This is a genomic window from Actinomadura fulvescens (genome assembly GCF_039533225.1).
GTDB lineage: Bacteria > Actinomycetota > Actinomycetes > Streptosporangiales > Streptosporangiaceae > Spirillospora > Spirillospora fulvescens.
Genome location: NZ_BAAATD010000009.1, coordinates 345,156 through 366,426, shown reverse-complemented (window position 1 = coordinate 366,426; position 21,271 = coordinate 345,156). Strand labels below are relative to the sequence as shown.

The following is a 21,271-nucleotide window of genomic DNA, read 5'->3' as shown; positions in this document are numbered from 1 at the left end:
GGGGGGACGATCACCGGCCGCACGACAAGCCGGCCAGGGTGGCCAGCGAAGGACACGCCTCACGAGGGTGCGGCGCGCATCCTGGTCTCAGCGCCTGATCAGTGCCCAGGTGGCGTGGCCGTCGGCGCAGTCGTACTCGCCGATGTCACCGGCGTATGAGTCCGCCACGAGCAATCCGCGTCCGTGCTCGTCCGGATCGGCGCTCTGATCGGTGCGGGCAAGAACAGGGCCGTCGTCCAGCACCGTGAGGCGCGTCTGCTGCCTGCTGATGTGGAGCTCAGCCCTGATCCGGCCGCCGGGTCGGCTACTGGCCGTATGCCACAACGCATTCGTGCTGTACTCACTGACGATCAACTCGAACGCTTCGGCCAACTCATCGACCAGGAGCAGGCGCACCCACCGACGCAGTAGAGGTATCGCCTCGGCCACTCCGGGCACCTCGACTCGCCACACACAATCGTCTTTGTCCGAGTCTGTGCTCGCTCCGTCGTCCGTGAACTGGTGGGTCGTCGGCGCCATGGGAAAGGCCAGAGTCCCGTCCATGTTCGTCCTGACAGACGGTGCGCTCTGGCCAGACTCCCCGGCGACGTGTGAGGAGCCTTCAGCGCCCTTCGGGGAGGGCGGAGCCACCGCCCTCAGAGCTATCCTCATCCGTACCTCCTTCTGGGGGTGAAGCCGCGCGGCCGGGTCAGGGGCTCCAATCCGTAACCCGTCCGCGCGGCTGCTATGTGCTGCCCACCGAAAACGCTCCGCTGGGTCAGCCGATCACGATCTACGCCTGCAGAGGCCCTCGCCACCACAAACTGTGACCTGCTGCACACTGTCAGTGTGCCGAGTAGCATGCAGACATGCAACTGCTCTCGTGAAATTTCTCCAGAGATGGAAATGGTGATGCATTGACCTCCCCAACCGTTCGACGGCGGCAACTGGGCACGGAACTCCGCCATCTGCGTGAGGCTGCGGGACTCACCGGCGACGAAGTCACCGAGCGTCTGGGTTGGTACGGCGCCAAGGTCTCCCGGATCGAGAAGGGCCGGATCTCAGTCCCGTGGTCAGACGTCGTCGATCTCCTAGACCTCTATGGGGTGAACGACTCCTCCACTCGTGAGGCACTCATCCAGTTGGCCAAGGCGGCGCGACAGAAGGAGTGGTGGCAGCCCTACAGCGACATGCTGAGCAAGAACGCCCGAACCTACATAGGGCTCGAGTCAGCGGCCGAGTCGCTTCGGACGTATCAGCCCTCTTCGGTCCCCGGCCTCCTGCAGACCACCGACTACGCGCGGGCGATCATTACTCGCGCCGGCCCGTTGACACTGGGGGAAGACGAGATCGGTCGTCGTCTCAGCCTCCGTACGAAGCGCCAGGCCGTCATCGGCGAAGCGGGCACCCTTCGGCTCTGGACAGTGCTGGACGAGGCCGCCCTCTATCGCGAGATCGGAGGGCCGGATGTCATGCACGGGCAGCTCATGCACTTGGTCGAGATGGCGCACCATCCCCAGATCGACATCCAAGTGATGCCGTTCAGCGCTGGCCCACACGCCTCACTCAGCGGCATGATCGGGGTCTTCAGCTTCCCTGGCTCCGACCCGGACGTTGCCTACGTCGACAGCGTCTCGGGAACCCTCTTTCTGGAACGTGCGGCCGACGTGCAGGCCACGAGTAGTGCGTTCCAGCACCTCAGCGCGACGGCGCTCAGCCCTGCGGCGTCCGTAGACCTGATCAATGCCGCAGCCCGACGGCACCGAACAGGGTAGACAAGTAAGCATGATTCCGGATTTCAGCCAAGCATCTTGGACTAAGAGCACCCGCAGCCAGCAGACGACCGATCAGTGCGTCGAGCTAGCAGGCGTCGGTGGTCATGCCGCTGTGCGGGATTCCAAGGATCCGGAAGGTCCCAAGCTCGTCCTCGAAGGCCAGGTCTGGCAGAAGCTCAGGCATCAGATCAAGGCGGGCGTCTTCGACCAGGGGTGAACCGGCCCGGAAGGCCAGTTCCGCGCCTCCGCAAGCACTTGGGTTTTCCGCTCGGGCACTCCGCATGCGAGTGGCCCGTCCCGGCGCTGATGGACTTCCAGCGGCCCGCGGTCAACATCCTCGCGGTGGCTGGAGAGGGCGGCATCGGCAAGTCCACGTTGACGCGTCGCGTCGCTGCCCCCTCCGCAGGCGATCCCGTCGCTTGGAGTTCGCGTCCGTCAGCTGTCTATCTGGCGTTGTCGGCCAGATGGCGATGCGAGCCTTGGGTGCTGGGGGTCAGAAGGTAACGCGCGAGGATGACGTCTCCGATTTGGCGTACCTCGGCAACGGTCATCCTGTGGCCGGGGTGATGAGGGAACTTGCCCGGGCCGACGAAGCTGGGGGCTTCGGGGTCGCCGACGAAGAATGGAGCAATCACTAGCTGCAGCTCATCGGCAAACCCCGCGGTGAGGAACTGGGTGTGGACGGTGCCACCACCTTCAACCATCAGTCGTCGGACCCCCCGGGCAGCGAGTTCCGCAAGGACGGCCGTCAGGTCGACGGGGTCACCGGCGTCCACGACCGTGGCGACACTGCCCAGTCGGTCACGGCACTTGTCCACCCCGGAATTGGCACAGAAGACGATCTTCTCGGTGTCACCGGCGGCGAAGAACTGGGCCTGAGGGTCGAGGTCACCGCGGTTGGTAAAGGTGACTTTGATCGGTGTTTCGGGAAGGCCGCGGTGGACACGGTCCTCACGGCGCTGCTGAGCACGCACCAGGAGGCGGGGATTGTCGCGTCGGATGGTGTTGGCGCCGACCAGGATCGCGTCGCAACTGGCTCGGACTTCGTCGACGCGATCGAAGTCCTCGTCGTTGGACAGCAGGAGGCGCTCGTCAGTGTTGTCGTCGATGTATCCGTCGATCGACGCGGCGCAGGACAGCAGCACGTACGGGCGTTCGCTCACTCGGAGGCTCCAAGGTCAGTGGTGATCAGGTGCTCGACGATACGGATGAAGTCTTCGCCGGGGTCGTCGCAGGCGTTGAGAGCAGCGAAGTGGTCGTCGGCCATCCATTGGCGGAGTCGCTTGTCTCGGGCGGCCTGGTGGTAGAAGCGCCGGGCTGTGCCTCCGCTGCAGGGCAACGGGATGACTCTCTTGCCCATCGACAAGGCGAGGTCAATCTCTGTGCGGGTGCCGGCCGAGCCGCCGAGAACGATGACGTACTTCGCATCATGAATGACGTTGCGGTGACCGAAGAGCCCGAGGGCCAGGGCAACGTCGGGCGGACGGTACTGATCAGCGATGTAGGTCATGACCTCGATTCCAACGCCGACCGGGCCGTGACTGACCTTGTATTGCCTGCTCATCACGAGCCGTGCAAGGCATCGCACGGCGGCATCGATCACGCTCGCATCGGTGTCGGGAGCCCGGCTGCCGCAGATGGCCAGGTGCACCTGCTCGGGCTGCGCCGTTCCGGCAGCGCTGGCATCAACCTGTTCCTCTGGGAAATGCCAAGGGCCTGCGAGATCAACCTTGATGTCGACCGGCCCGGCCGGGGCCAGGCCGAGCTGCAGCCGAGCCTGGTCGGGGATCTGCAAGCCGTCGGCGATGCGAGTAAGAACCTCTATGTCCGACACCCGACCTTGGCGGGCGCCCCTCACCCAGTTGGAGATGTCAGAGCGGTCATGTTCCGTGAGCAACGCGAGCTGGGTTTGAGTGCAGTCGGCAAATTCATCCAGGAACAGGCGGAACAACCGCCCGACATCGCGGTGCGTCAGGGACTGCTGCACATCATCGCGACGCCAGAACCCCTCCGGGACCGCTCCGGGATCGAAGACCCTGCGCCTGGTCACGTCGTTATTCGCCTTTGATCGCAAGTTCCCCCATTCGAGAGCGTAGCTGCGCCGCGCCACGGCGCAACGGTGGTTGGCGAGATGGTCCCGTGGACTGATTCCACGGGTTGCGGCCACGGCTTCGTTCACTGTTCGCCTCGCTCGGGTCGCCGCAAGGTAGATCCCGGCAAGCCCGCCACAAGCGGTGGCAGGGCGGAACGGAGTCGAAGTGAACAGCGAAACGACCAGCGACCTGGTGGTAGCCGTGGAGACGATCGTGGCTGCGCGCGGCCGCGCCACGCAGCCGTCCGACGGTGGATCCACCGGCAAGTCCGACCTCAACGACGGCTGAACAACAACGATGATCGACATGATCACCGAGGTCCTGGGCGGGGAGGAGTTCCTCGCCCAGGCTCTGGGCCGCACCCATCGTGTCTTCCCCGCTCCGCCCAAGGCAGGGGATCGGTTCGCTGGCCTGCTGACCTGGCCGGCACTGAACCAAATCCTGGACACTCATCGATTGGAGCCGCCCCGGCTGCGACTGGCTCTCGACGGGCAGGCCGTGCCGACGTCGGAGTACTGCGAACGCCGCACGTTCCGGCAAATGCCGCCCTGGGACGCTCCGCAACCACACCTACTCGCCGCACAACTCCGAAACGGCGCAACCCTCGTACTGGACGCGATCGAGGAGATGCATCCACCCATCCGTGACCTGGTGAGCGCGCTGGAGCGCGACCTGCGTACCGGGATTCAGGTCAACGCCTATGCCTCATGGACCGCCAAGGAAGGCTTCGGTGTCCACTGGGACGACCACGACATCATCGTCATTCAAGTCTCCGGCGCCAAACGATGGCGCATCTACGGCCCCACCCGCCCGGCACCGCTGTACCGAGACATCTCCTTCGACGACACCCCGCCCGAGCATCCGATCGACGAGTTCACCCTCCACGCCGGAGACGTCCTGCACGTGCCACGCGGCTGGTGGCACGCCGCAGCCGCGTCCACCGGACAACCCTCCCTGCACCTCACCTGCGGACTCACCACCCACACCGGAATCGACCTACTGTCATGGCTGGTAGACGAACTGCGGGTCCACGAAGCGATCCGCGCCGACCTTCCACGCATAAGCGATAGTGACGGCCACACCACTTGGCGCCGTGAAGTCGGCAAGCTGGTGTCCGAACGCCTGGACGATCCTTCCCTGATCGCTTCCTACCTCACCGCGCGGGATGCGGCCTATGGAACACGCGGAGGATTCTCCCTACCGCACGCGGTCCACGAACAACTCCCGTCCGACCCAGACCTATCGGTCTGGCTCACGACTCCACGAGCCGTCACCCGTAAAGCCGAGCAAACCGTGGCCTTGGAAGCCGCTGGGCAACGCTGGGTGCTCACCCGCAAGGCAACGCCGCTGCTGCAGATGCTCGCCTCCGGGCGACCGGTCACGCTCGGCGCCCTCGCTCAAGCGGCGGGAATCAGCACCGCCCAGACCGCCCGTCTCCTAGAACGACTCCTGCGGGCCGGAGTCCTGGCAGTGAGCGGGCGATGATGACCCTTCTGGGCTTGGGGACCTACCGCTGCCGTGACGTGACCGCCGCAGCTCGCGCGGCCGTCGCGGCGGGGGTCGCGGTGATCGACACCGCGCCCGTCTACGCCCACGGGACGGCCCACACGCAGCTGGCTCGATCCCTGCTCAACCGCCCCGAGATACGAGTCTCGACCAAGGTCGGACACATGACCCGCAGCCAAGCTCAAGCCGCCCTACGAGCAGCGGCGATCACGGCGTACGAGGCCGCACGAGCCACTGCATCACACCCACCTATGTCGATTATCAGCTTGCCGCCAGTGCCGCTGAGCTACGTCGCCAACGCCTTGACCTGCTCTATCTCCACAACCCCGAGCACGACGCCCACGGCGACCGACGCCGCCTCCTCAAACAGATCACGCAAGCCTTCGCGGTCTGCGAGGAAGCCGCCCACGACGACCAGATCACCGGTTACGGAGTCGCCACCTGGAGCGGATTCGCTAGCGACGCCTTCACCGTTGAAGACCTTCTCACCGCAGCACGAGACGCCGCAGGAAGCTCCGACACCCACCTGACCGCGATCCAGCTTCCCGTGAACCTCGTACAGATCGCCGCCCTCGCCGACTCCCTCAACGGCGCCGGCCCCATCACACAAGCTCACGAGGCCGGATTGGAAGTGTGGACGTCTGCGCCACTGGGCGGCGGTGAACTGGCCGACATGGTCACCGACGACCTAGCCACAATGATCAGCCCCGCCTGTCACCCATCCAGGCCGCGTTGGCCGTAGTGGCATCCACACCGGGAATCACCGGAGCGCTGCTGTCGGCCTCAACTCCGGCACACTGGCAGGACGCGCTCAGCGCGTTCGCCCACCCGCCGATCCCAACATCGCACCTGCGGGAGATCTGTCGTGTTCTCCGAGTCTGACGACCCTGCCGTACGTGAACGAATGCACACCGCCTTCACCAACCCCGCCACCAGGCTCCGCTGTACTCCCGAAGCCGGATCAGCCTCAGCTTGGGGCCACAACGGCAGAACCTTCGGCGCGCCCGTCAACACGACCTCGGGTCGCGCCTGGCTCCGCGTCATGGAAGCGCCGGCCGGCAGCGCAGGCGGCAAACTTTGGACAGGAACCGCGGAAGCCGCCGAGGCCGTGCCTGCCGATGTTCCTCGGCCCCGCCTGCTCGGTTCCACCGACTGGGTCCGCGACGAATACGCCTATCGTGCGGAACTCAGTTCCTACATCTCAGCGCCCGTCTGCTCATCCTCGCCAGACCTCACCCGGGCCATCACACTGCCCGACACCTGGTGGTCACATCTGCGACGGGCCTGCGACGCGGTCACCAAGACCCCGGCCCCCAACAACCGCCAACCCGTCATCACCCAGGACTACCTCCACCGAGCGATCCCGCGTTACCTCGGTGAAGTAGACATCGACACCACCGTCCAACGATGGAGCCTGGCCCACGGTGACCTGCACTGGGCAAACCTCACCAGCCCCGAACTAACCATCCTGGACTGGGAAGGCTTCGGACCCGCCCCCCACGGCTTCGACGCCGCCCACCTACACGCCTACACTCTGCCGATCCCGAAGCAAGCCGCCCGGGTCCGCAAGACCTTCGCCGACTTCCTCACGACAACCGAGGGCCGGTTCGCAGAACTCGCCGTGGCCGCCATCCTGCTCCAAGCCGCCGAACGCGACCCCATCCACGCCCGCCTAGCACCCCTCGTCCGAAACCACACCAACGACCTGCTGGCAGCATCACTTCGCCAGCAGCACGGTTCCTCTCTCGGCGGGCGGTAGCCGCCGACTACGTCACCCACCAGCGGCACGGCACGCCGGACGGTAAGCGAACACGCTTGGTGAACAACTCCACGCACTGAGCCGGTGGGCGGTGGTCGCCAGCCACCGCGCTGCGTGTACTGCTTGTGGGCGCGTTAAGGGACAATCAAGACGTCTGCCGCCCCCCTTCGATCACCAACCACCCATCGGAGCCTCGGAGACCACATAGACACCGGTCGAGATCATCAGCAGGCGCTGCGACGGCGCGAGGGTCATCATCGTCACCGGCTACGTCAGTATCCGGGGGCTGTTGCTCTTCGTGCCGCAGTTCCGCGATCTCCTCAAAGCGGACGTCTACCTGCGTCTGGTGTTCGGCGTCAGCCAGCCGGAGACGGCCTGGATCGTCAAGCCGGCTCCGGGATGGGACTCATGCCCAACGTGGCGGGCGGCATCGCCCGCGTCCGGCACGACTGTCCAGGCATCGTGTTCTGCCTCGAAGTCGACGGCCCCAACACCAAGGAGGAGGTGATCGAACTACGCCGGATCCTGGCCGGGAAACGTCACGGAGACACGTTGCGGAACCAGCTCGGCTGCCTGCAAGAGATCCACACACCTCTGGACCGCTGGTTCAAGGACGTAAAGAAGGGCGCTGACCCGATTGGCCAGCCCGACCTGGTCCCCGGCGTTCCACAGACGTCGAAGATTGGAGGCGCCTGCGGAACGCAGGCTGTGCGGTGATTTCAGGGACCACCGCGGCGGGCTCAGGCTTGCGATCGCGAGCCAAGGCCCGGATCTGCACCGGTGAGTCAGGAGGGCTCCGGGACAGAGGCGAGCGCCCCCTCAAGGAGGGCCGCCAACTCTGGGGTGGCGTAAGTGAGAAGTCGCACATCGTCAGAGGCGGAATCGTACAGGTTTCGATTGAAGGTAACCAGCTGCGAGGTTGCCGTTGTGGAAGGCGACCGTGTGAACGAAAGACAATGCATGGGCGTTGCAAGGTCGAATTGCCAGATACCAGGGCGATTCTCTATCGATCGAAGTCGGGGTCCGGTCAGGGAGTTGGAGGTCAAGATTTCTTGCAGGGCGGCTAGGTCCATTGCGGGTTGTAGATCGGGAGGTGGCTCAATGGAGGTATCGGCGATGGTAGAGAGTGCAACAGGATCGGAAGATGCCGTTTGAATGCGTCGCTCGATACTGGCGATCTGGCTGGCGATGACTTCGTTGCGTGCTGCACCTGGCTGTGCCATGGCTGCTTCGGTAACAGCCTGCTCGACGTCGGCGAGGACCGGCTGGGCGTCGCCAACAATTTGTGTGAACCAGTCGAAGTCGCGGGCGATTCCGCGGTAGATCTGTTCCTCGACCGTTCCCTTGTAGAAGTAGTTGCTGATTTCGACGACGGAACGGCCTCCGATGCGGTCGATGCGTCCGATTCGCTGCTCGACGCGCATGAAGTTCCAGGGGAGGTCGTAGTTGATCAGACGGCCGGAGGTCTGCAGGTTCAACCCTTCGCTCATCGCGTCAGTGCCCAGTAGAATCTTGACCCTCTCGCCCGCTCGAAAAAGCTCCTTCAGTTCGGACTTGGCGATTGCCGTCCAGGTATTGGTGTCGGAGTCATAGAGCTCGCCTCCGCGCCCTGAGTAGCAGGCAACTCGCCCGTACACCTGGACCAGTTGTTCACGTAGGTAATCCATGGTGTCGGTGTACTGGGTGAAGATCACGAGGGTCTCATGGTGCTTGAGCGAGTCGCTGATGTCCTGCTCAAGCCTGTCTCGTTTGGAGTCGTGGCTCAGGAGGTTGAGCCGGTCGAGGAACTCGCGAAGTTCGGAGATCTCCTGCGCGAGTTTGACCGTCGAGCTGTCGAGGTCGTCGAGATCGAACAGCGCTTCCGCGGCGGCGCTGTCGTCGTCATCCATGAGCTCGGCGAGGCGCCCCTTGCGCTCCAATACCGTAAGTCGCCGTTGCAGCGACACACGGACCGCGTAGAAGGAAGAGGTCAGGCGACGCCGGTATGCGGTCATGACCAGACCGAGAGCCTTCTTTGAGTGACCGGTGTAGGAGTTGTAGTGACTCCGGATGTAGTCCTCAATGCGCTGGTAGAGCCGCTCCTCCTCGTCGGTCATGCCGACGAACCGGTCTTGCAGGTCGCGTACGGGAATCGTCACATCCGCCGGGAGGATGCCCTTGTTCTGGTAGTCACGCAGTGTTTGCCGGGTCGTGCGAAAGACCTGATCGCGCATCGGGGTGTGCCGGCGAAGCCAGGTGTCGGCCATCTCGATCTGCTCACCGGTTAGTTCAAACCGTGCGGCTTCTGTGACCCCATGCTCGTGTAGCTTCTCCACGAAGACTGAGCCGGCGTGGCCGAGGCGCGTACGGATCTGCGCTGCGAGGACCCCGTCGCGGACGGTTCCAGGCGAGGTGAGATGATCGGCCAGCATCCGTTGCAGGAGTGACCAGTCGCGGTCTCGGCCGTCCTCTCGCAGGCGTTGGTAATACCTCTCGAAATTCGCCGCGCTGTGACCCCACAGGCCGGGTAGGCCGAACAGCGAGATCAGGTCCCATGCCTCGTGCGGATGCATCTGCATCGGGGTTGCCGAGGCGAGGTAGAGCGCCTTCCAGAGCCCGCGACGTCGCATCTCCTGGAGCAGCGCCAGCAGCGTGTTGGGTGTGCCTGTGCTCTTGCCCCCGCGCCGCCGGGCGTGGTGGGCCTCGTCCACCAGGACGATGTCCCATGGACCCGCGTCGAGCAGTTCGTTCCGTCTGCTCTTGCGACGGGCCAGATGAGATGAGGCGAGCACGATGGGAAAGGCCGACCACGGGTTCCTGCCGCCGGGATCCAGTTCGCGGCCGTCAGGAGCGTAGAAGACGCCTGAGTCGTACCGGGCCACGCTCAGGGCCAGCTTCTCCTGCAGCTCTTCCTGCCACTGTCGCGCCACTGAAGCTGGGACCAGCAGAAGGGCCGACGACGCTTTTTCGGAAAGCATCAGCTCGCGGAGAATTAGGCCTGCCTCGATGGTTTTGCCCAGTCCTACCTCGTCCGCTAGTAGAAAGCCGTGGGGGAAGCTTGTTACCGCCCGGTGTGCGATCCGCAGCTGGTGTGGGAGCGGCTCGACAGGAGCGGTGAGCAGGCCTACTCCGGTGCCGCCGTTGGCCTTCGGGGCGGATGCCAGCACCGCCAGTTCGGCGCGGGCTGCGTTCAATGACTCTTCCTCGACCTCCTGCTGCTCGGCTTCCTCCGCAGGGTCTAGGCGGGGCGGTATATACGACGCGGAGGTGTAGGAGATAAGGCGTGCTTCTACTGCTTCGGGCAGGTTGAGAATTGCCCATCCTTCTGCGGGACGCCCTTCCCAATGGTCCGCGAAGCGCTGCACGATCGGGCGGCCGTTGAACTCCCATACCTGGTCGAGCCAGGAAGGAAACGCCGAGAACGATTCGTGATTGGAGAACCAGCCGGGTTCGGTGTCGTTGTTGGACCCGCTGAATGCGACGCGGTTCCCTAGAGCGTCTGTGAGGACGCCGTACTTGGTATGGAAGTAGCGGCGGGACTCCTCGTAGGTCAGCGGTCGGCCGTCGGCCTCCAGCGGCACACCGACTCTGATGAGCAGCCGGCCTTCGCGGGCCAGGTACGACATCACCTCGAGATAGCGGCGCTCGACGATTTCGACGCCTTCGCCGAACGGGTCGGCAAGCAGGCGTTCGGCCAAGGCTTCATCGAGGGGCTTTCCGGACAGGACGGCCTGGACGTCGGCCTTGGAGAGATTGGCGCCGCAGATGAGCCTCAGGCGACCGCCTCCCGCGATGAACCGTGATACGCCTTTGGCGGCAAGGGCCAACTCACGGCCATTGAAATAGCCGACTGCCCGGTCGTAGGCCACGGCGTGCGACAACAGTGGAATGTAAAAGTTGAGCAGTGGCCGGTCATCGGGGTCGTAGCCGCCTTTGACCGGCACATCCCTGAACCCACCCACTAGACACCCGGAATCTGGTCGTGCGCCCATTGTTCCTGCGGCTCCGTGGCCTCAGGCTGAGGGATCACGATGTCCGACAGGTAGGCCACCGCAAGTTTGTCCAAGATCTGAGCATCGGGGTAGAGCCATTCCCCCTTCACCTGGGTGCGGGGAATGGCGTTGACCAACCCCTGTACGCATGCCAGGAAGCCCCGGTCGCGCGTGAGTTCCAGCCTGTCCATCATGGCCCGAGCAACGGAAAGTCCGTCCAGCTCGGCGATGTACATGATGGTGTGAACGGCATCAATAACGGCGCCGAACCGCTCTGCCTCCGGCCGAACTCCAGGCTGGTCGCCGTCACCGCTGCGAACCCGCTCACCCGGCGACAGCAGCCGAACCTTCCCCGACCGGGCTGCCAGAATCCTCGCGGACTCGAGCTCGGCGAGGTCGAGTCCACCGACAGCGAGTGCCAGCCGTCTGGCCTCATCGTAGGGAAACTCGGCAGCCCCAAACGTGTCCCAGGCCAGCATGGTGAAGTCTGTCAACGGATCAAGATGCGACGCGTGACCAACCAACCGAGCGCGCTGCATTAGCACCACCTCAGCCCGGGCCGCATCCAACGCCTGCTCAGGTCGCAGCAGCTCGGCAGCGCCATCGGAGGACGCTTCGGTGGAGTAGACAGGCCAGTGCCGGGAAATCACCGATAGTGCTGGACCGTAGGTGGACAGCAGCAGGTCCACTCCAGTCAGGCCATCCACCGAGAAACGGGCCAGCGCCTCCCGCGCCTCCTGGCGCACCTCCCGCTCGATGTCCTCGAAGAACACCTTTCGGGTCGCGCCACTGTTCTCCCGCTTCCGGCAAACAAGCATAATCGTTGACGCCGCCGCATTTACGTTCGCTTGGTGCATAGAGTTCTCAAACTCGGTATGCACAGGCCATGATGTCTCGATGGTGAATCCGGCCTGGAGCATGCCCATCCCCAAGGTATCCCAAGCTTCGGCGCGTTTGTGGGTGAACATCACGGTGAGGACACCGTCGTCACGCAAAATTCGATCACACTCGGCGAATATGGCCGTCATTTTTGCTTCATAATCAGCATCCGCGAGCTGCTTCTTTCGCTTTCCCAGCGAGGCGAAGCGGGCCGGGTTGGCGACAGCCTCGTTATCCTTGTCAGTGGAGTCTCCGGAGAAGAATTCTGGCATAATTCTGCCGAGTGTCCGCTTCTCCCACATGTAGAAGTAGTCCGCCAGTTCCGCGTACATGACATTGTCATAATAAGGAGGGTCAATGCAGACCTGGGAGACGGACTTGGAACCAACCTTGGACAGGTTGGCAGCATTTCCTTGGTGTACAGTTATTTGTCGATCGAGCCTCTCCACCTCAATCGGTGAACCAGTTGAGGCACTTTGCAGCCTGGTCTGCTCGTAGAGATTTGCGATCTTGGTGTAAGCATCCGTGACTTGATATAGACACCAAGGATATAGGCCGCTGGCCCCTTCAAATTCCGCGAACGTCCATTTGAAGGAAAAATTGTGCTTATCAAATACGCTCCGCATTCCTTGTCGCCCAATGTTCCAAGATGTACTCCTTCCGTTCCAGTTGAGACTGATGCTCTGCATCATTCCTAGTTCGGTGAGGACAGAATTGCCGAGGTTTGTCCCCAAATCCGAACGCACTTGGGGAATGAGTTGGCAAAACTCCTCTGTGAATGTGCCGTGGGTTAGAAGTTGGCGGGGGGTGAACATCTTGGCCCACGTATCGATTCCATAGAGCCGATGTCCACGCTCATAGTTTGACCGAGGGTCGATTATTTCGGTGGGCAGAAACCCTTTGGTCTCCCATTCGGTTCGGACCCGCCCCAGCTCTTCCGCTGCCGCACTCACTGCCTCCAGATCGGCGGGGGTAGGAGCGCGGAAATCGCGAGTGCCGTCCGCTCGGCGGATCGCGACAGCGTACAGAATCTGTCCCATCCGGCTCGCTTGCGCTTCGGCTTTGATGTATTCGCCATCGATCGCCAGGTTGTCGTACGGGCTGATTGCTGAGCCGCGGGCCATGATCGGCCGGTCGGGCGTCTTTGCCGCCGCCCCCCGCAGTAGTTCGAAGCGAGGCTCGGACAGCGCGACGCCGTCCTCCTCGGCCACGAATCGGATAGCGATCTCCCTCCCGGAGTCCCGACGCAGCATCCAGTCGGTGACCAGCGGCACAGGCCGCCCTGTCCGAGGGCATGCCACCGAGTGCGCCCAGATATAGGCGATCACAGTTTCTCCCGTGGGCCGGGGAAAGAACGGCTCCAAGCGTTCGCGAAGTCGGTCTACCAGGATTTCGCCGTACTTTTTCAGGTGAGGGAGGAGGTGAAGGCCATGTTCTGCGGGAATCTTGACCCCGGCCTGAAGGACGGACACGGCCACGTCGTTCAGGTCGTTGGCCACGGTAGGGATGCCCAACCTCGCAGCGGTGAACGGGATGCTTCCGCCTCCGGCCGTTGGGTCGGCTACCAAGGGTAGCTCGCCGCCCCAGGTGTGGCGAAGCACGTCATGCACGAGACGAATGTGCTCGCTGTCGGGGGAGTTGCGAAATGCCTGCTTGTATCCGTAGCCGTTCCCCTCGAGCTTGACACCGGCGGCGTTCGCAGAATCAATTTTCGCGCGAGCGGCTATCGGGTCACCCCAGATGCCGATCAGCCGGAGCAGCCAGGCTCGGTACGCCGACTCGTTCGCCAACTCTGACGCATTCGGAAAGGTCTTGGCCAACTCCGGAGACCATGCGGGCAGGAGCCCCGCCAGCACGACGCCCGCCGAGGCGACCAGAGGCCGCCTGGCCCACCACACGTGCAGGAAGGAGAGCGGTGGCAGGGCTGAGGCGGCGGCGCGTTCGCGGCGTGACTCGATGCCGAGTTCGCGAACGGGGAGCCAGTCCTCGATGAGCAGCCGGGGTCGTTCGGTCATGGCTCCTAGTTTGGCCTATCCGTCCGACAAGAGCGTACGGATCGCTCTCCTGCCAGCAGTGCCACGCTCGCCTACGCACTGCGCGTACCAGTAGAACGTCTCCTCGATACTCATCGATGCGATACCGGCCGCGACTGATCGAATCCGGTCCCCCCGAATCAGTGGTGCGGTGGCTAGCAGTGTCAATGCCAACCGCACCCCTGCGGCCTCATCGAGTACCAGTGGGGCCGCTGCTCGATGTGGGGCAAGTGCGGTCGGCCTGTGGCCCGATGCCCGGACTGCGGCCACTACGTGGTCCAGGAGGCCTTGGGTCTGCTGGGCACGGGCGGCGACCACCTGGCGCTCTTTACCGGATCCGATGCTCTCCCGGACAGACACGCCGTACAGCCCGGGATAGTCCCGGTCAACCGTGGCGAGCAGGCGGAAACTCCGGGCCTCGGCGTGGGTCGCGCGCGGGGGTAGAGCCAGCGTCGAGGTCATGAGCCCAGTGTGGCCCGGACGGTGACGTCCTTGGGGTCGAGGTTCTTCAGAACGGTATGGGTCTGCTGCCATTCCGAGCTGTCCACGGTGATCTCCTCTGTGAAGGCGATGTCGAGGCGCAGATCACCGGCGATGCTCGTGGCGTAGTCGAGGAGCCCGCTGAGCTTGGTGTTCAGCGCTTGATAGCTCGCACGTTCACCGCTCACCTGCAACTCGAAGTAGCCCTGCAGTCCTGGCAGTTCCGCCCGCAGTTCGGCGTTTACCGAGACCTGCTGGCGGGGCAACTGCGCGAGTGCCATCACCAGCAGGGAGATGTCGGTCATACCTGATTGTTCCCTGGCGTACCCGATCACGGTCAAAGCTGTGACTGGCTTGCCCAGGTCGGCGATCTTATCGGCAAGCTGCTGCAATGCCATCCCGGCGCGCCCGTGCTCCTCGGGGGTCATGGTGCGGATCCGTCCCGGAACAGTGACGCCAAGCCGGTCTGCCTCCTGCCGATTGAGAACAGTCAGCAGGCTCAGACCGCGGTCGCGGATCTGGGTCGGAGTGAGAGCGGTGACACCTTCGACTGGCTCGGTGTCCACGACGACGATCCACTCGTGACGGTTGTTGCCGACGGCAGTGGCGAGCAGTTCCAGGACTTTGCCCTTGGTGGGTTCGCCACCGATCCGCCCCTCCAACGCAGTCCGGACCTCCGTGGCGGTGTGTCGTGGCCCAGTGATCACTTCCCGCAGGTCGGCCAGAGTCGGCTCCCGGACGAGCAGACCGCGGCTGGTCGCCTCGTCCAGAGTCATGACCTCTGCTTGGTCGCTGATCTCGACATTCGGCGTTGCGCCGGAGGCTGTATATGCCTTGCCCTCAGCAACGTCGAAGTAGACCCAGTTGTCGTTACGGACGCCGTTACGGATCGCGTCTTTGAGTAGGGTGACGTCCAGCAGGATCGGTGCCCCGTGATCACGCTGGAACCAGGCAGCGATCTCAGCCGTGGTCGTGGCCGCGCGGTTCGCCCAGGTCTTCTCACGCAACCAGGCATACGGCATAGCGGTGGCGCGAATTTTCCCCTCATCCTGGAGGAGGCCGATCACGCTGCGGGTCGCCGGTTTAGTCTCACCTTGAGCTTCGGCGGGGAGCGCCAGCCTCCGCAGGAAACCACGGGCCTGGTCATCAGCGGGATGGTAGAGATACTTGTAGCAGCGGGTCACCGCGACCCGTTCCTCCAATGGCGTCTGATCCCGCATCTTGATGATCTTGGCGCGGGTGGCTTCCTCGAACCCCGCCAGCCGGTCGTCGCGGGCCAGGGTCTCCAGCGCCAACCGGGTCTTGACCCGGTCCTTGAGTGATTCGACCGCTGCCGCGTCGGCAACGACGAACACCACGGTATTCCGATTACGGCGGAACGCTCCCGACGCGCCGACCTGTTCAAGCAGTTCGGTCAGCAAAGGCGGTGTCGTGGTGTCGTCGGTGCCCACCGACAGCAGATTGTGGTGGATCACCGCCAGCCGGAGCTCGGTGGCGTCCTTGAGCTGGGCAGGGACCTCTGGAAAGGGGACGACCTGGACGCCCATGTCGCTCTTGTAGGTTCGTTGAACAACCTCGTTGACGGCATCAGCCACCGCGGTGTTGCGGACTCCGCGCTTCTCGTCCTCGACGATCCGGTTGACATTAGCCACCGTCGTGAAGCGCCACCGAATCGTGTCGAAGTCCAGGTGCCAGCATCGCTTCTCAGCTGCGCTCAACGCCTCGTCCAAGAAGGCGGGATCGTCGTCGGACCGCAGAGTCCCTAGGAGGAAGTCTGACCGGGTTGCGCCAACGCCCTGCTTGCCCTCCAGCGAGTGAGTAAGGATGGTCCGGCAGGTACGGGTAGCGTATGGCGAGCGGCCGGCGAACCGGAGCGAGTCCACCACAGCGGCGTGGCTGGTCGGTCCGCCCAAATCAACCTCGGCAACCTGGGCGAACGGTGCCCGGCTGAGCCCGACTGTCAGCTGGTCACGGACTGTCGCGTTGGAATAGTCGATCTCGGCGACGTTGATGATCTCCGTGTCCGGGGCGGCCGGGTCGTTCCAGAGCGCCCGGACTATTTCGGCGAGCAGCTTGATGGAGCCGCGCGCGCGGTTGAAACCGGGAATGTCACCCAGTCGCTTGTCGAGGACCCGGATCAGCTCGGGGTGGAAAGGGTAGGTGCGCTCCACCAATCGTCCGTAGGTGACCGGGTCTGCGGCGCCGCCTGCCAGCTCCGCATTGCCGATTCCCTGGTACAGCTTCTTGTAAGCCAAGCCTGCGGCCTGGGCGGCGGCCGGATCGGTCCTGACGAAGAGCCGACGCTTGAGGATCTCGCCGATCTCCTCATCCTCGGCTGGCCGTAGCGGGCGGCCGGACCGTTCAAGTACCGAGTGGGTCTCCCGCAGCGTCTCGCCGAACACGGCCGTGGCCTCGGCCAGCAGTTCGGAGATCTCGTCGGTTTCCGCGCCGTAGGCGTCGTGGCTGGAGGCCAGAGTGAGAACGACGACCAGGTTCGGGTCGGCCATGGCGACCTCAAACAGGTTCTTCAGGAAGACCGGGATCTGGGCGGCGGACCGTCGCACCACCTCGTCCCCGGATTTTGCAAGCTGCCGCAGATGGTGGGCGATCTCATCGATGATCACGATGGTCGGACGGCTCGCCAGCGCCTCCCGGATGGTCGCGGTACCCGGAGCGGTGCGCGTTGCGTCCGAATCACGCAGCGTCGCATGCGCGTGCTCGCCCAGCTGCGCCGCCATCTCGCCCCAAAGTGTCCGGGAGTGACGGCCGAACGTGGTCAGCCCATTGACCGGGTCAAGGGCGTCTCCGACGATTCCCGCGATCTGGACCGGCTCGGCCGGCAATAGTGTGGGGTCGACGAAGTCCTCGACGCCCGAGGGGCGGGCGCCCCTGGCCAGATGATGGACCGCGATCAGCCCGTGGGTCTTCCCTCCGCCGAACGAGGTCTCGGTACGAATCACTCCGAACGCGCCGTTCTCGCCGCTCGCCCCGCCGAGCCGACCGAACACCCGCGCAAGCAATCTACGCAGACCAGCGGTTGGGTAGCTGAGCTCGAAGAAGGCGTCGGCGTCTCCGTAGATCGCATAGTTTTCCCGATCACGGACGATCTTGTCGAGCGAGGCGGCGTAGTGGTGGTCAGTCAGCCTGCCTTCCAGGACGTCCTGCCGGGGCTCGCAGGTGGTACGAACCGACGCCAATTGACCCACTGATCTGCTCCTCTGTGCGGTGTGAGACTCTAACTAGTTCCCTTCGGCTGATCGCCTCTTACTGTATCGAGTCAGGCGATCTGTCCGGACATGCGTGCTGACTGGCGGGCGCTTTGTCCAGATGGCTGGGCAGGGGAAATCTCCGACAGACACGAGGCTGGGATGCCTCGCTTCAAACCCCGCCGCGACCGCCGGGCCCTCCTCGGTTCTTTCGGCGAGATTGACCTGCTATGCCCTCTGAACGGAGAGACCGGACATCTCGTCCGGCATTCTCGCTGCGAAGGATCTCGCGCGGATCAGGATGCCCAGCCTTTATTCGGAGCTCTTCCCGCTGCTCTTCATAAATGATCTTTGCCAGGTCGAGAACACGCGTCGAGAGGACGATCTCCCCCTCAACAATCACATGGAACTGATCATCGTCTGGCGTGTTCTCCGTGCCCTGCTCGATGCTGAGCGGGTATCTGGGGCTGTGCTTCTCGAACATTCTTCTCCTGTCTGCGGAGGTAGGATCCCTTCGCTCTCACAGGACAGACCTTGATTGGTTGAAGGCCAGGAGCGGGACGTCATACCGCTTGGGCCCGGAGCGGCCGGAGCAACTGGATTGCAGTGACCTCGACGATGACGAGTTCGACGAGGGACCGGACTCGGGCGGACAGTAGGTGACTGGTGTGGCCGACGACCGGCGCTCCAAGCCCGAGTGAGGTTGGATGTGGGGGAGCATCTTGCTGATCTCGGGGTCGTGGGCGAGGGTTACCGCAGCCGATGGCTTCGGCGTTGGTCAGGTGGACCTTGGACCACACGGGGGCGTTCGGGTCGGCGAGCTTCTCGCAGGTGCCAACGACCTCGGCTTCGGCGAAGGCGGCCAGGAACATGGGGATGTAGCCCTGCGGGATGTTGTTCTCATCGTAGAACTCGGTGAAGGAGGCGAAGAAGTCCTCGCCATGGACGATGCCGAAGGTTCGGCAGGTGGTCAGTTCGCTGCGCACGACGAATCTTCTTACTGGGTGGTTCAGCGGGGCAGGACTTCGATCGCTTCTTCCCAGCCGGCGGTACGCTGCCGGCCGAGACGCAGTCCTGAGCCTATCCGGCAAGCCGGGAGGGGCCGCGAGCCGCGCCCGACATACGCGCACACGGCGGCGAAGCCGTTGACCGAGAGCCCTCGGCTGTGTGGGACGGGGGAGCCGGTTCCAGCGATGCTTGCTGAGTGCATGGCAGCGGTGCGCCAGCCAAGCGATGTCCAGATCAAGGTAGGCCGCCAGCGCCACCCAGCGCTCTGGATCACCGAACTCCGAGAAAGCCCTGCCGATCGAGACGCTCGCACGTGTGAACGGCTGGAGCATCCTCCTCGCCTACTTCCCGGCACCGATCGCCCTCGCACTCGCCGGACCACTCGTCGAACTCGACGGCCCCGCCAGCGCCGCCATCGCGATCGGAACGAACACTCTCCTCGCCTCCGGCATCGTTCTGCTGTCACAGGCCTGGCACTCGACACTGCGAACCAGCTTGGACACAACCGTCACCAGCCCATGACACTGTCCCGCTGATGGCATCGTTCGCGGGGCAGCACGCGGTCAGCGGCAGATGAGTGCGTTCCGTCAACGTCGCCTCGCGTGAGCGAAGGCCAGCGTGGTGTGCCCGCCTCGGAATCTCGGATTCAATCAGTTCCTATGCGTTGATGGTGTGGGGCTCGAGCTGTTCTAGGACAGTGTGGTGGGCTTCCCAGCCGTCGGGGAATTTGACGGGGACGTTGAGGTGGACGGGGTCGGTGGTGGGGTGGGCGTCAAGAAGATCAGTGATCCCGGCACGGGTGACGATGATGCAGGCTTGACGGTGACGGGACATCAGGACGCAAAGCCGTCCAGCTTCGAGGTGGAAGGCGGTGGCGTCGCGGCGGCCCTCCAGGGGATGGGCGACGATAACGATCTCGAATTCGCGGCCCTGGAGTCGGTTGGCGGTATCGACTGCGATGTCGCAACACCCAGGCACCTTCGTGGCAGCTAGTGCGCGTCGGATCTGGTCGGCTTGGTCTCGGTGGACGACTCCTATCGCAAGGTCTGCCGGGGTGAAGATGCGTCCCTCGGGATGGTTTTCGCAGTAGCCGACAGTGCCGCGCGTCAGGAGACGGGCGGCGAGGGACGCGGCGGCGTCGGCGACTTCGGCGTCAGTACGTTGGGTATGGCGGGCAGGGAGCTGGTGGACGGCCCACCCAGCGCGGCGGGCCATGTCGAGGGTCTCATCCAGTGGCGATCGGAACCCAGTCGTTCTGAACTCGAAGCTGCGCGTCCGCCGGGCGGTGCCAGCGACGAAGCCGGTGTATGGGTAGAACGCCGCTGACACCAGGGGTGTCGCGGTCGCGGGAAGCCGCCAGCTGACGGGGAGGCGGTATTCGGTCACTGTGTCGTGGTTGTGATTGAGGAGCACGTCGACGGCGTTCTGGCGGGGGTCGTAGGACAGGCCGGTCCATCGGTCGGTGTCGACGATGGTGAAGGGGTCGAGCTGCCCGGGGTCGCCGACGAACAGTGCCTGATCGAACTGGGCGGCGACGAGCAGAAGTGCATCGGAGCGCATCTGGTAGGCCTCGTCCACGATCGCCCAGGGCCGGTGATGGTCGGTGACCCGCGCCCACTTCGCTGCGGTGCCGATCACGATCTCGCAGGCTGTCAGGTCGCCGATGGTCGTGCTGAGGCGCAGGTTCGGCAGCCCTGCGACAAGTGAGGCCGTGGCGAGGTAGTCGTTGCTACTGATCCTGCCGATGGTGAGCGTGGGCTGCAGGTCGGCGAGTCCGCGGATGAGGTCGTCGATCTGATTGTTGGTCTGCGCGATGATGTTCACCGGCTCCCCCGCCTGGGCGAGGATGACGGCGGCGCGCCGGACCAGCGTGGATTTTCCGGCGCCGGGAGGTGAGTCCACCACAACGCCACGCCGCGACCGGTCACCGTTCAACGCGTCGAGTTCGCTCAGGATGTGGTTGACGGCCGCGGCCGCGGCCGCGGCCGGATCGCCGTCGCATGGGGCGGCTGACTGGAGGTAGGTCGTCATGCGTTCTCGCTGTCAGTGAGGTCGTCGTCGGCTGGTGGGCCGGGCTGGTCGGGTTCTGATGGTCCGCCGTGGGTCCAGGGTGTCTGGTCGCGGGAGGGGAAGTCGGGCGTCTTCCACTGTTCGGGGAGTGCCGTGTAGGCACGTACCTCCCCCAGGTCGGGGACGGCGCCCGGCTGCGGGTTACCAGCACGGCCCATGCCGACGACAAGTTCGAGAACGACCAGGTGATGGTCGGGGCCGTCGGGGGTGACTTCGCGGATCTCGACGTGCCGTCGGGGATCGGAGGGGCAAGCCATCTTGCCCTGCGCGAGAGGCGGCGGGTCCTCGGTTCGGACCGTGAATCGGGGTCTGAGCTGGAGCCGGCCTTTCGCGGAAATCTGGGTGCGGTCGGGGTCACGGTCCACGATGGTCCCCGCGAACGCCGCTCCGGAGGCGCGGCGCTCAGCCAGGACGAACGGGTCGTCGAGGGCCTGTTCGTCTTCGAATCTCAGTTGAGCGCGTTCCATGCGGGCCAGCCGCGCGGCTGCGTCGAAAGGCCTACGCCGCATCCT

At 64.3% G+C, this 21,271-nt stretch carries 19 protein-coding genes and 1 pseudogene; 8 read left to right on the top strand and 12 right to left on the bottom strand.

All coding sequences use genetic code 11. The annotated features are described in order from the left end of the window. Positions 1 to 87: 87 nt before the first annotated feature. The gene (locus tag ABD333_RS31610) at positions 88 to 519 is read right to left on the bottom strand and encodes an ATP-binding protein (protein ID WP_344546245.1); all 432 of its coding nucleotides are present in this window, start codon (positions 517 to 519) and stop codon (positions 88 to 90) included. 377 nt (positions 520 to 896) lie between these two features. Between ABD333_RS31610 and ABD333_RS31605 the strand changes: the two genes are divergently transcribed. Both ABD333_RS31605 and ABD333_RS31600 read left to right on the top strand, forming a co-directional pair. Further along, positions 897 to 1,754, top strand: a complete 858-nt coding sequence (locus ABD333_RS31605) for a helix-turn-helix domain-containing protein (RefSeq protein WP_344546190.1) — start codon at positions 897 to 899, stop codon at positions 1,752 to 1,754. A 10-nt stretch (positions 1,755 to 1,764) separates the two neighbouring features. Then, the gene (locus ABD333_RS31600; protein ID WP_344546189.1) at positions 1,765 to 1,971 is read left to right on the top strand and encodes a DUF397 domain-containing protein; all 207 of its coding nucleotides are present in this window, start codon (positions 1,765 to 1,767) and stop codon (positions 1,969 to 1,971) included. Between the two features lie 226 nt (positions 1,972 to 2,197). On the opposite strand, the gene ABD333_RS31595 is transcribed toward ABD333_RS31600, so the two are convergent. Then, positions 2,198 to 2,917 carry a RibD family protein gene (locus ABD333_RS31595; protein WP_344546188.1) on the bottom strand — a complete coding sequence of 240 codons (720 nt, stop codon included), beginning with the start codon at positions 2,915 to 2,917 and terminating at the stop codon, positions 2,198 to 2,200. Next, positions 2,914 to 3,933, bottom strand: coding sequence for a hypothetical protein (locus ABD333_RS31590; protein WP_344546187.1), 1,020 nt, complete (start codon positions 3,931 to 3,933; stop codon positions 2,914 to 2,916). Before ABD333_RS31590 ends, ABD333_RS31595 begins: the two co-directional genes overlap by 4 nt. A gap of 79 nt (positions 3,934 to 4,012) precedes the next feature. Here ABD333_RS31590 and ABD333_RS31585 point away from each other — a divergent pair, with 79 nt between their 5' ends. The 3 genes and pseudogenes from ABD333_RS31585 to ABD333_RS47630 all read left to right on the top strand — a co-directional run. Continuing rightward, the gene (locus tag ABD333_RS31585; RefSeq protein ID WP_344546186.1) at positions 4,013 to 4,135 is read left to right on the top strand and encodes a hypothetical protein; all 123 of its coding nucleotides are present in this window, start codon (positions 4,013 to 4,015) and stop codon (positions 4,133 to 4,135) included. 18 nt (positions 4,136 to 4,153) lie between these two features. Further along, complete coding sequence (locus ABD333_RS31580) at positions 4,154 to 5,332, top strand: cupin domain-containing protein (protein WP_344546185.1); 1,179 nt, start codon at positions 4,154 to 4,156, stop codon at positions 5,330 to 5,332. Then, positions 5,329 to 5,475 (top strand): annotated as a pseudogene (locus tag ABD333_RS47630) (aldo/keto reductase); the annotation flags it as partial. The gene ABD333_RS31580 and the pseudogene ABD333_RS47630, both read left to right, overlap by 4 nt. Positions 5,476 to 5,639: 164 nt before the next feature. Here the strand turns inward: ABD333_RS47630 and ABD333_RS31575 are convergent. Further along, positions 5,640 to 5,969 carry a hypothetical protein gene (locus ABD333_RS31575; protein ID WP_344546184.1) on the bottom strand — a complete coding sequence of 110 codons (330 nt, stop codon included), beginning with the start codon at positions 5,967 to 5,969 and terminating at the stop codon, positions 5,640 to 5,642. A 492-nt stretch (positions 5,970 to 6,461) separates the two neighbouring features. Here ABD333_RS31575 and ABD333_RS31570 point away from each other — a divergent pair, with 492 nt between their 5' ends. Further along, positions 6,462 to 7,112, top strand: a complete 651-nt coding sequence (locus ABD333_RS31570) for a phosphotransferase (protein WP_344546183.1) — start codon at positions 6,462 to 6,464, stop codon at positions 7,110 to 7,112. A gap of 408 nt (positions 7,113 to 7,520) precedes the next feature. Continuing rightward, entirely contained in the window at positions 7,521 to 7,829 is a 309-nt protein-coding gene (locus ABD333_RS31565) for a hypothetical protein (protein ID WP_344546182.1), read from the top strand. 68 nt (positions 7,830 to 7,897) lie between these two features. Here ABD333_RS31565 and ABD333_RS31560 read toward each other — a convergent pair whose 3' ends face one another. The 6 genes from ABD333_RS31560 to ABD333_RS31540 all read right to left on the bottom strand — a co-directional run bounded on the left by ABD333_RS31560 (position 7,898) and on the right by ABD333_RS31540 (position 18,667). Beyond that, positions 7,898 to 11,035, bottom strand: coding sequence for a DEAD/DEAH box helicase (locus ABD333_RS31560; protein ID WP_344546181.1), 3,138 nt, complete (start codon positions 11,033 to 11,035; stop codon positions 7,898 to 7,900). 17 nt (positions 11,036 to 11,052) lie between these two features. Next, the gene (locus ABD333_RS31555) at positions 11,053 to 13,977 is read right to left on the bottom strand and encodes a DUF1156 domain-containing protein (protein WP_344546180.1); all 2,925 of its coding nucleotides are present in this window, start codon (positions 13,975 to 13,977) and stop codon (positions 11,053 to 11,055) included. A gap of 15 nt (positions 13,978 to 13,992) precedes the next feature. Then, positions 13,993 to 14,457, bottom strand: a complete 465-nt coding sequence (locus ABD333_RS47625) for a DUF7680 family protein (RefSeq protein ID WP_425546946.1) — start codon at positions 14,455 to 14,457, stop codon at positions 13,993 to 13,995. After that, a complete protein-coding gene (locus ABD333_RS31550; protein WP_344546179.1) occupies positions 14,454 to 17,681 on the bottom strand; it encodes a DUF499 family protein in 3,228 nt (1,075 codons plus the stop codon). Before ABD333_RS31550 ends, ABD333_RS47625 begins: the two co-directional genes overlap by 4 nt. Positions 17,682 to 17,853: 172 nt before the next feature. Then, positions 17,854 to 18,165 (bottom strand): hypothetical protein, encoded by a 312-nt coding sequence (locus ABD333_RS31545; protein WP_344546178.1) that lies wholly within the window; start codon positions 18,163 to 18,165, stop codon positions 17,854 to 17,856. 79 nt (positions 18,166 to 18,244) lie between these two features. Further along, a complete protein-coding gene (locus ABD333_RS31540) occupies positions 18,245 to 18,667 on the bottom strand; it encodes a PPC domain-containing DNA-binding protein (RefSeq protein WP_344546177.1) in 423 nt (140 codons plus the stop codon). Positions 18,668 to 19,004: 337 nt separating this feature from the next. Between ABD333_RS31540 and ABD333_RS31535 the strand changes: the two genes are divergently transcribed. Then, positions 19,005 to 19,211 carry a hypothetical protein gene (locus ABD333_RS31535; RefSeq protein WP_344546176.1) on the top strand — a complete coding sequence of 69 codons (207 nt, stop codon included), beginning with the start codon at positions 19,005 to 19,007 and terminating at the stop codon, positions 19,209 to 19,211. A gap of 135 nt (positions 19,212 to 19,346) precedes the next feature. On the opposite strand, the gene ABD333_RS31530 is transcribed toward ABD333_RS31535, so the two are convergent. Both ABD333_RS31530 and ABD333_RS31525 read right to left on the bottom strand, forming a co-directional pair. After that, positions 19,347 to 20,720, bottom strand: coding sequence for an AAA domain-containing protein (locus ABD333_RS31530; RefSeq protein ID WP_344546175.1), 1,374 nt, complete (start codon positions 20,718 to 20,720; stop codon positions 19,347 to 19,349). Next, positions 20,717 to 21,268, bottom strand: a complete 552-nt coding sequence (locus ABD333_RS31525) for a hypothetical protein (protein WP_344546174.1) — start codon at positions 21,266 to 21,268, stop codon at positions 20,717 to 20,719. Before ABD333_RS31525 ends, ABD333_RS31530 begins: the two co-directional genes overlap by 4 nt. Positions 21,269 to 21,271: the final 3 nt, after the last annotated feature.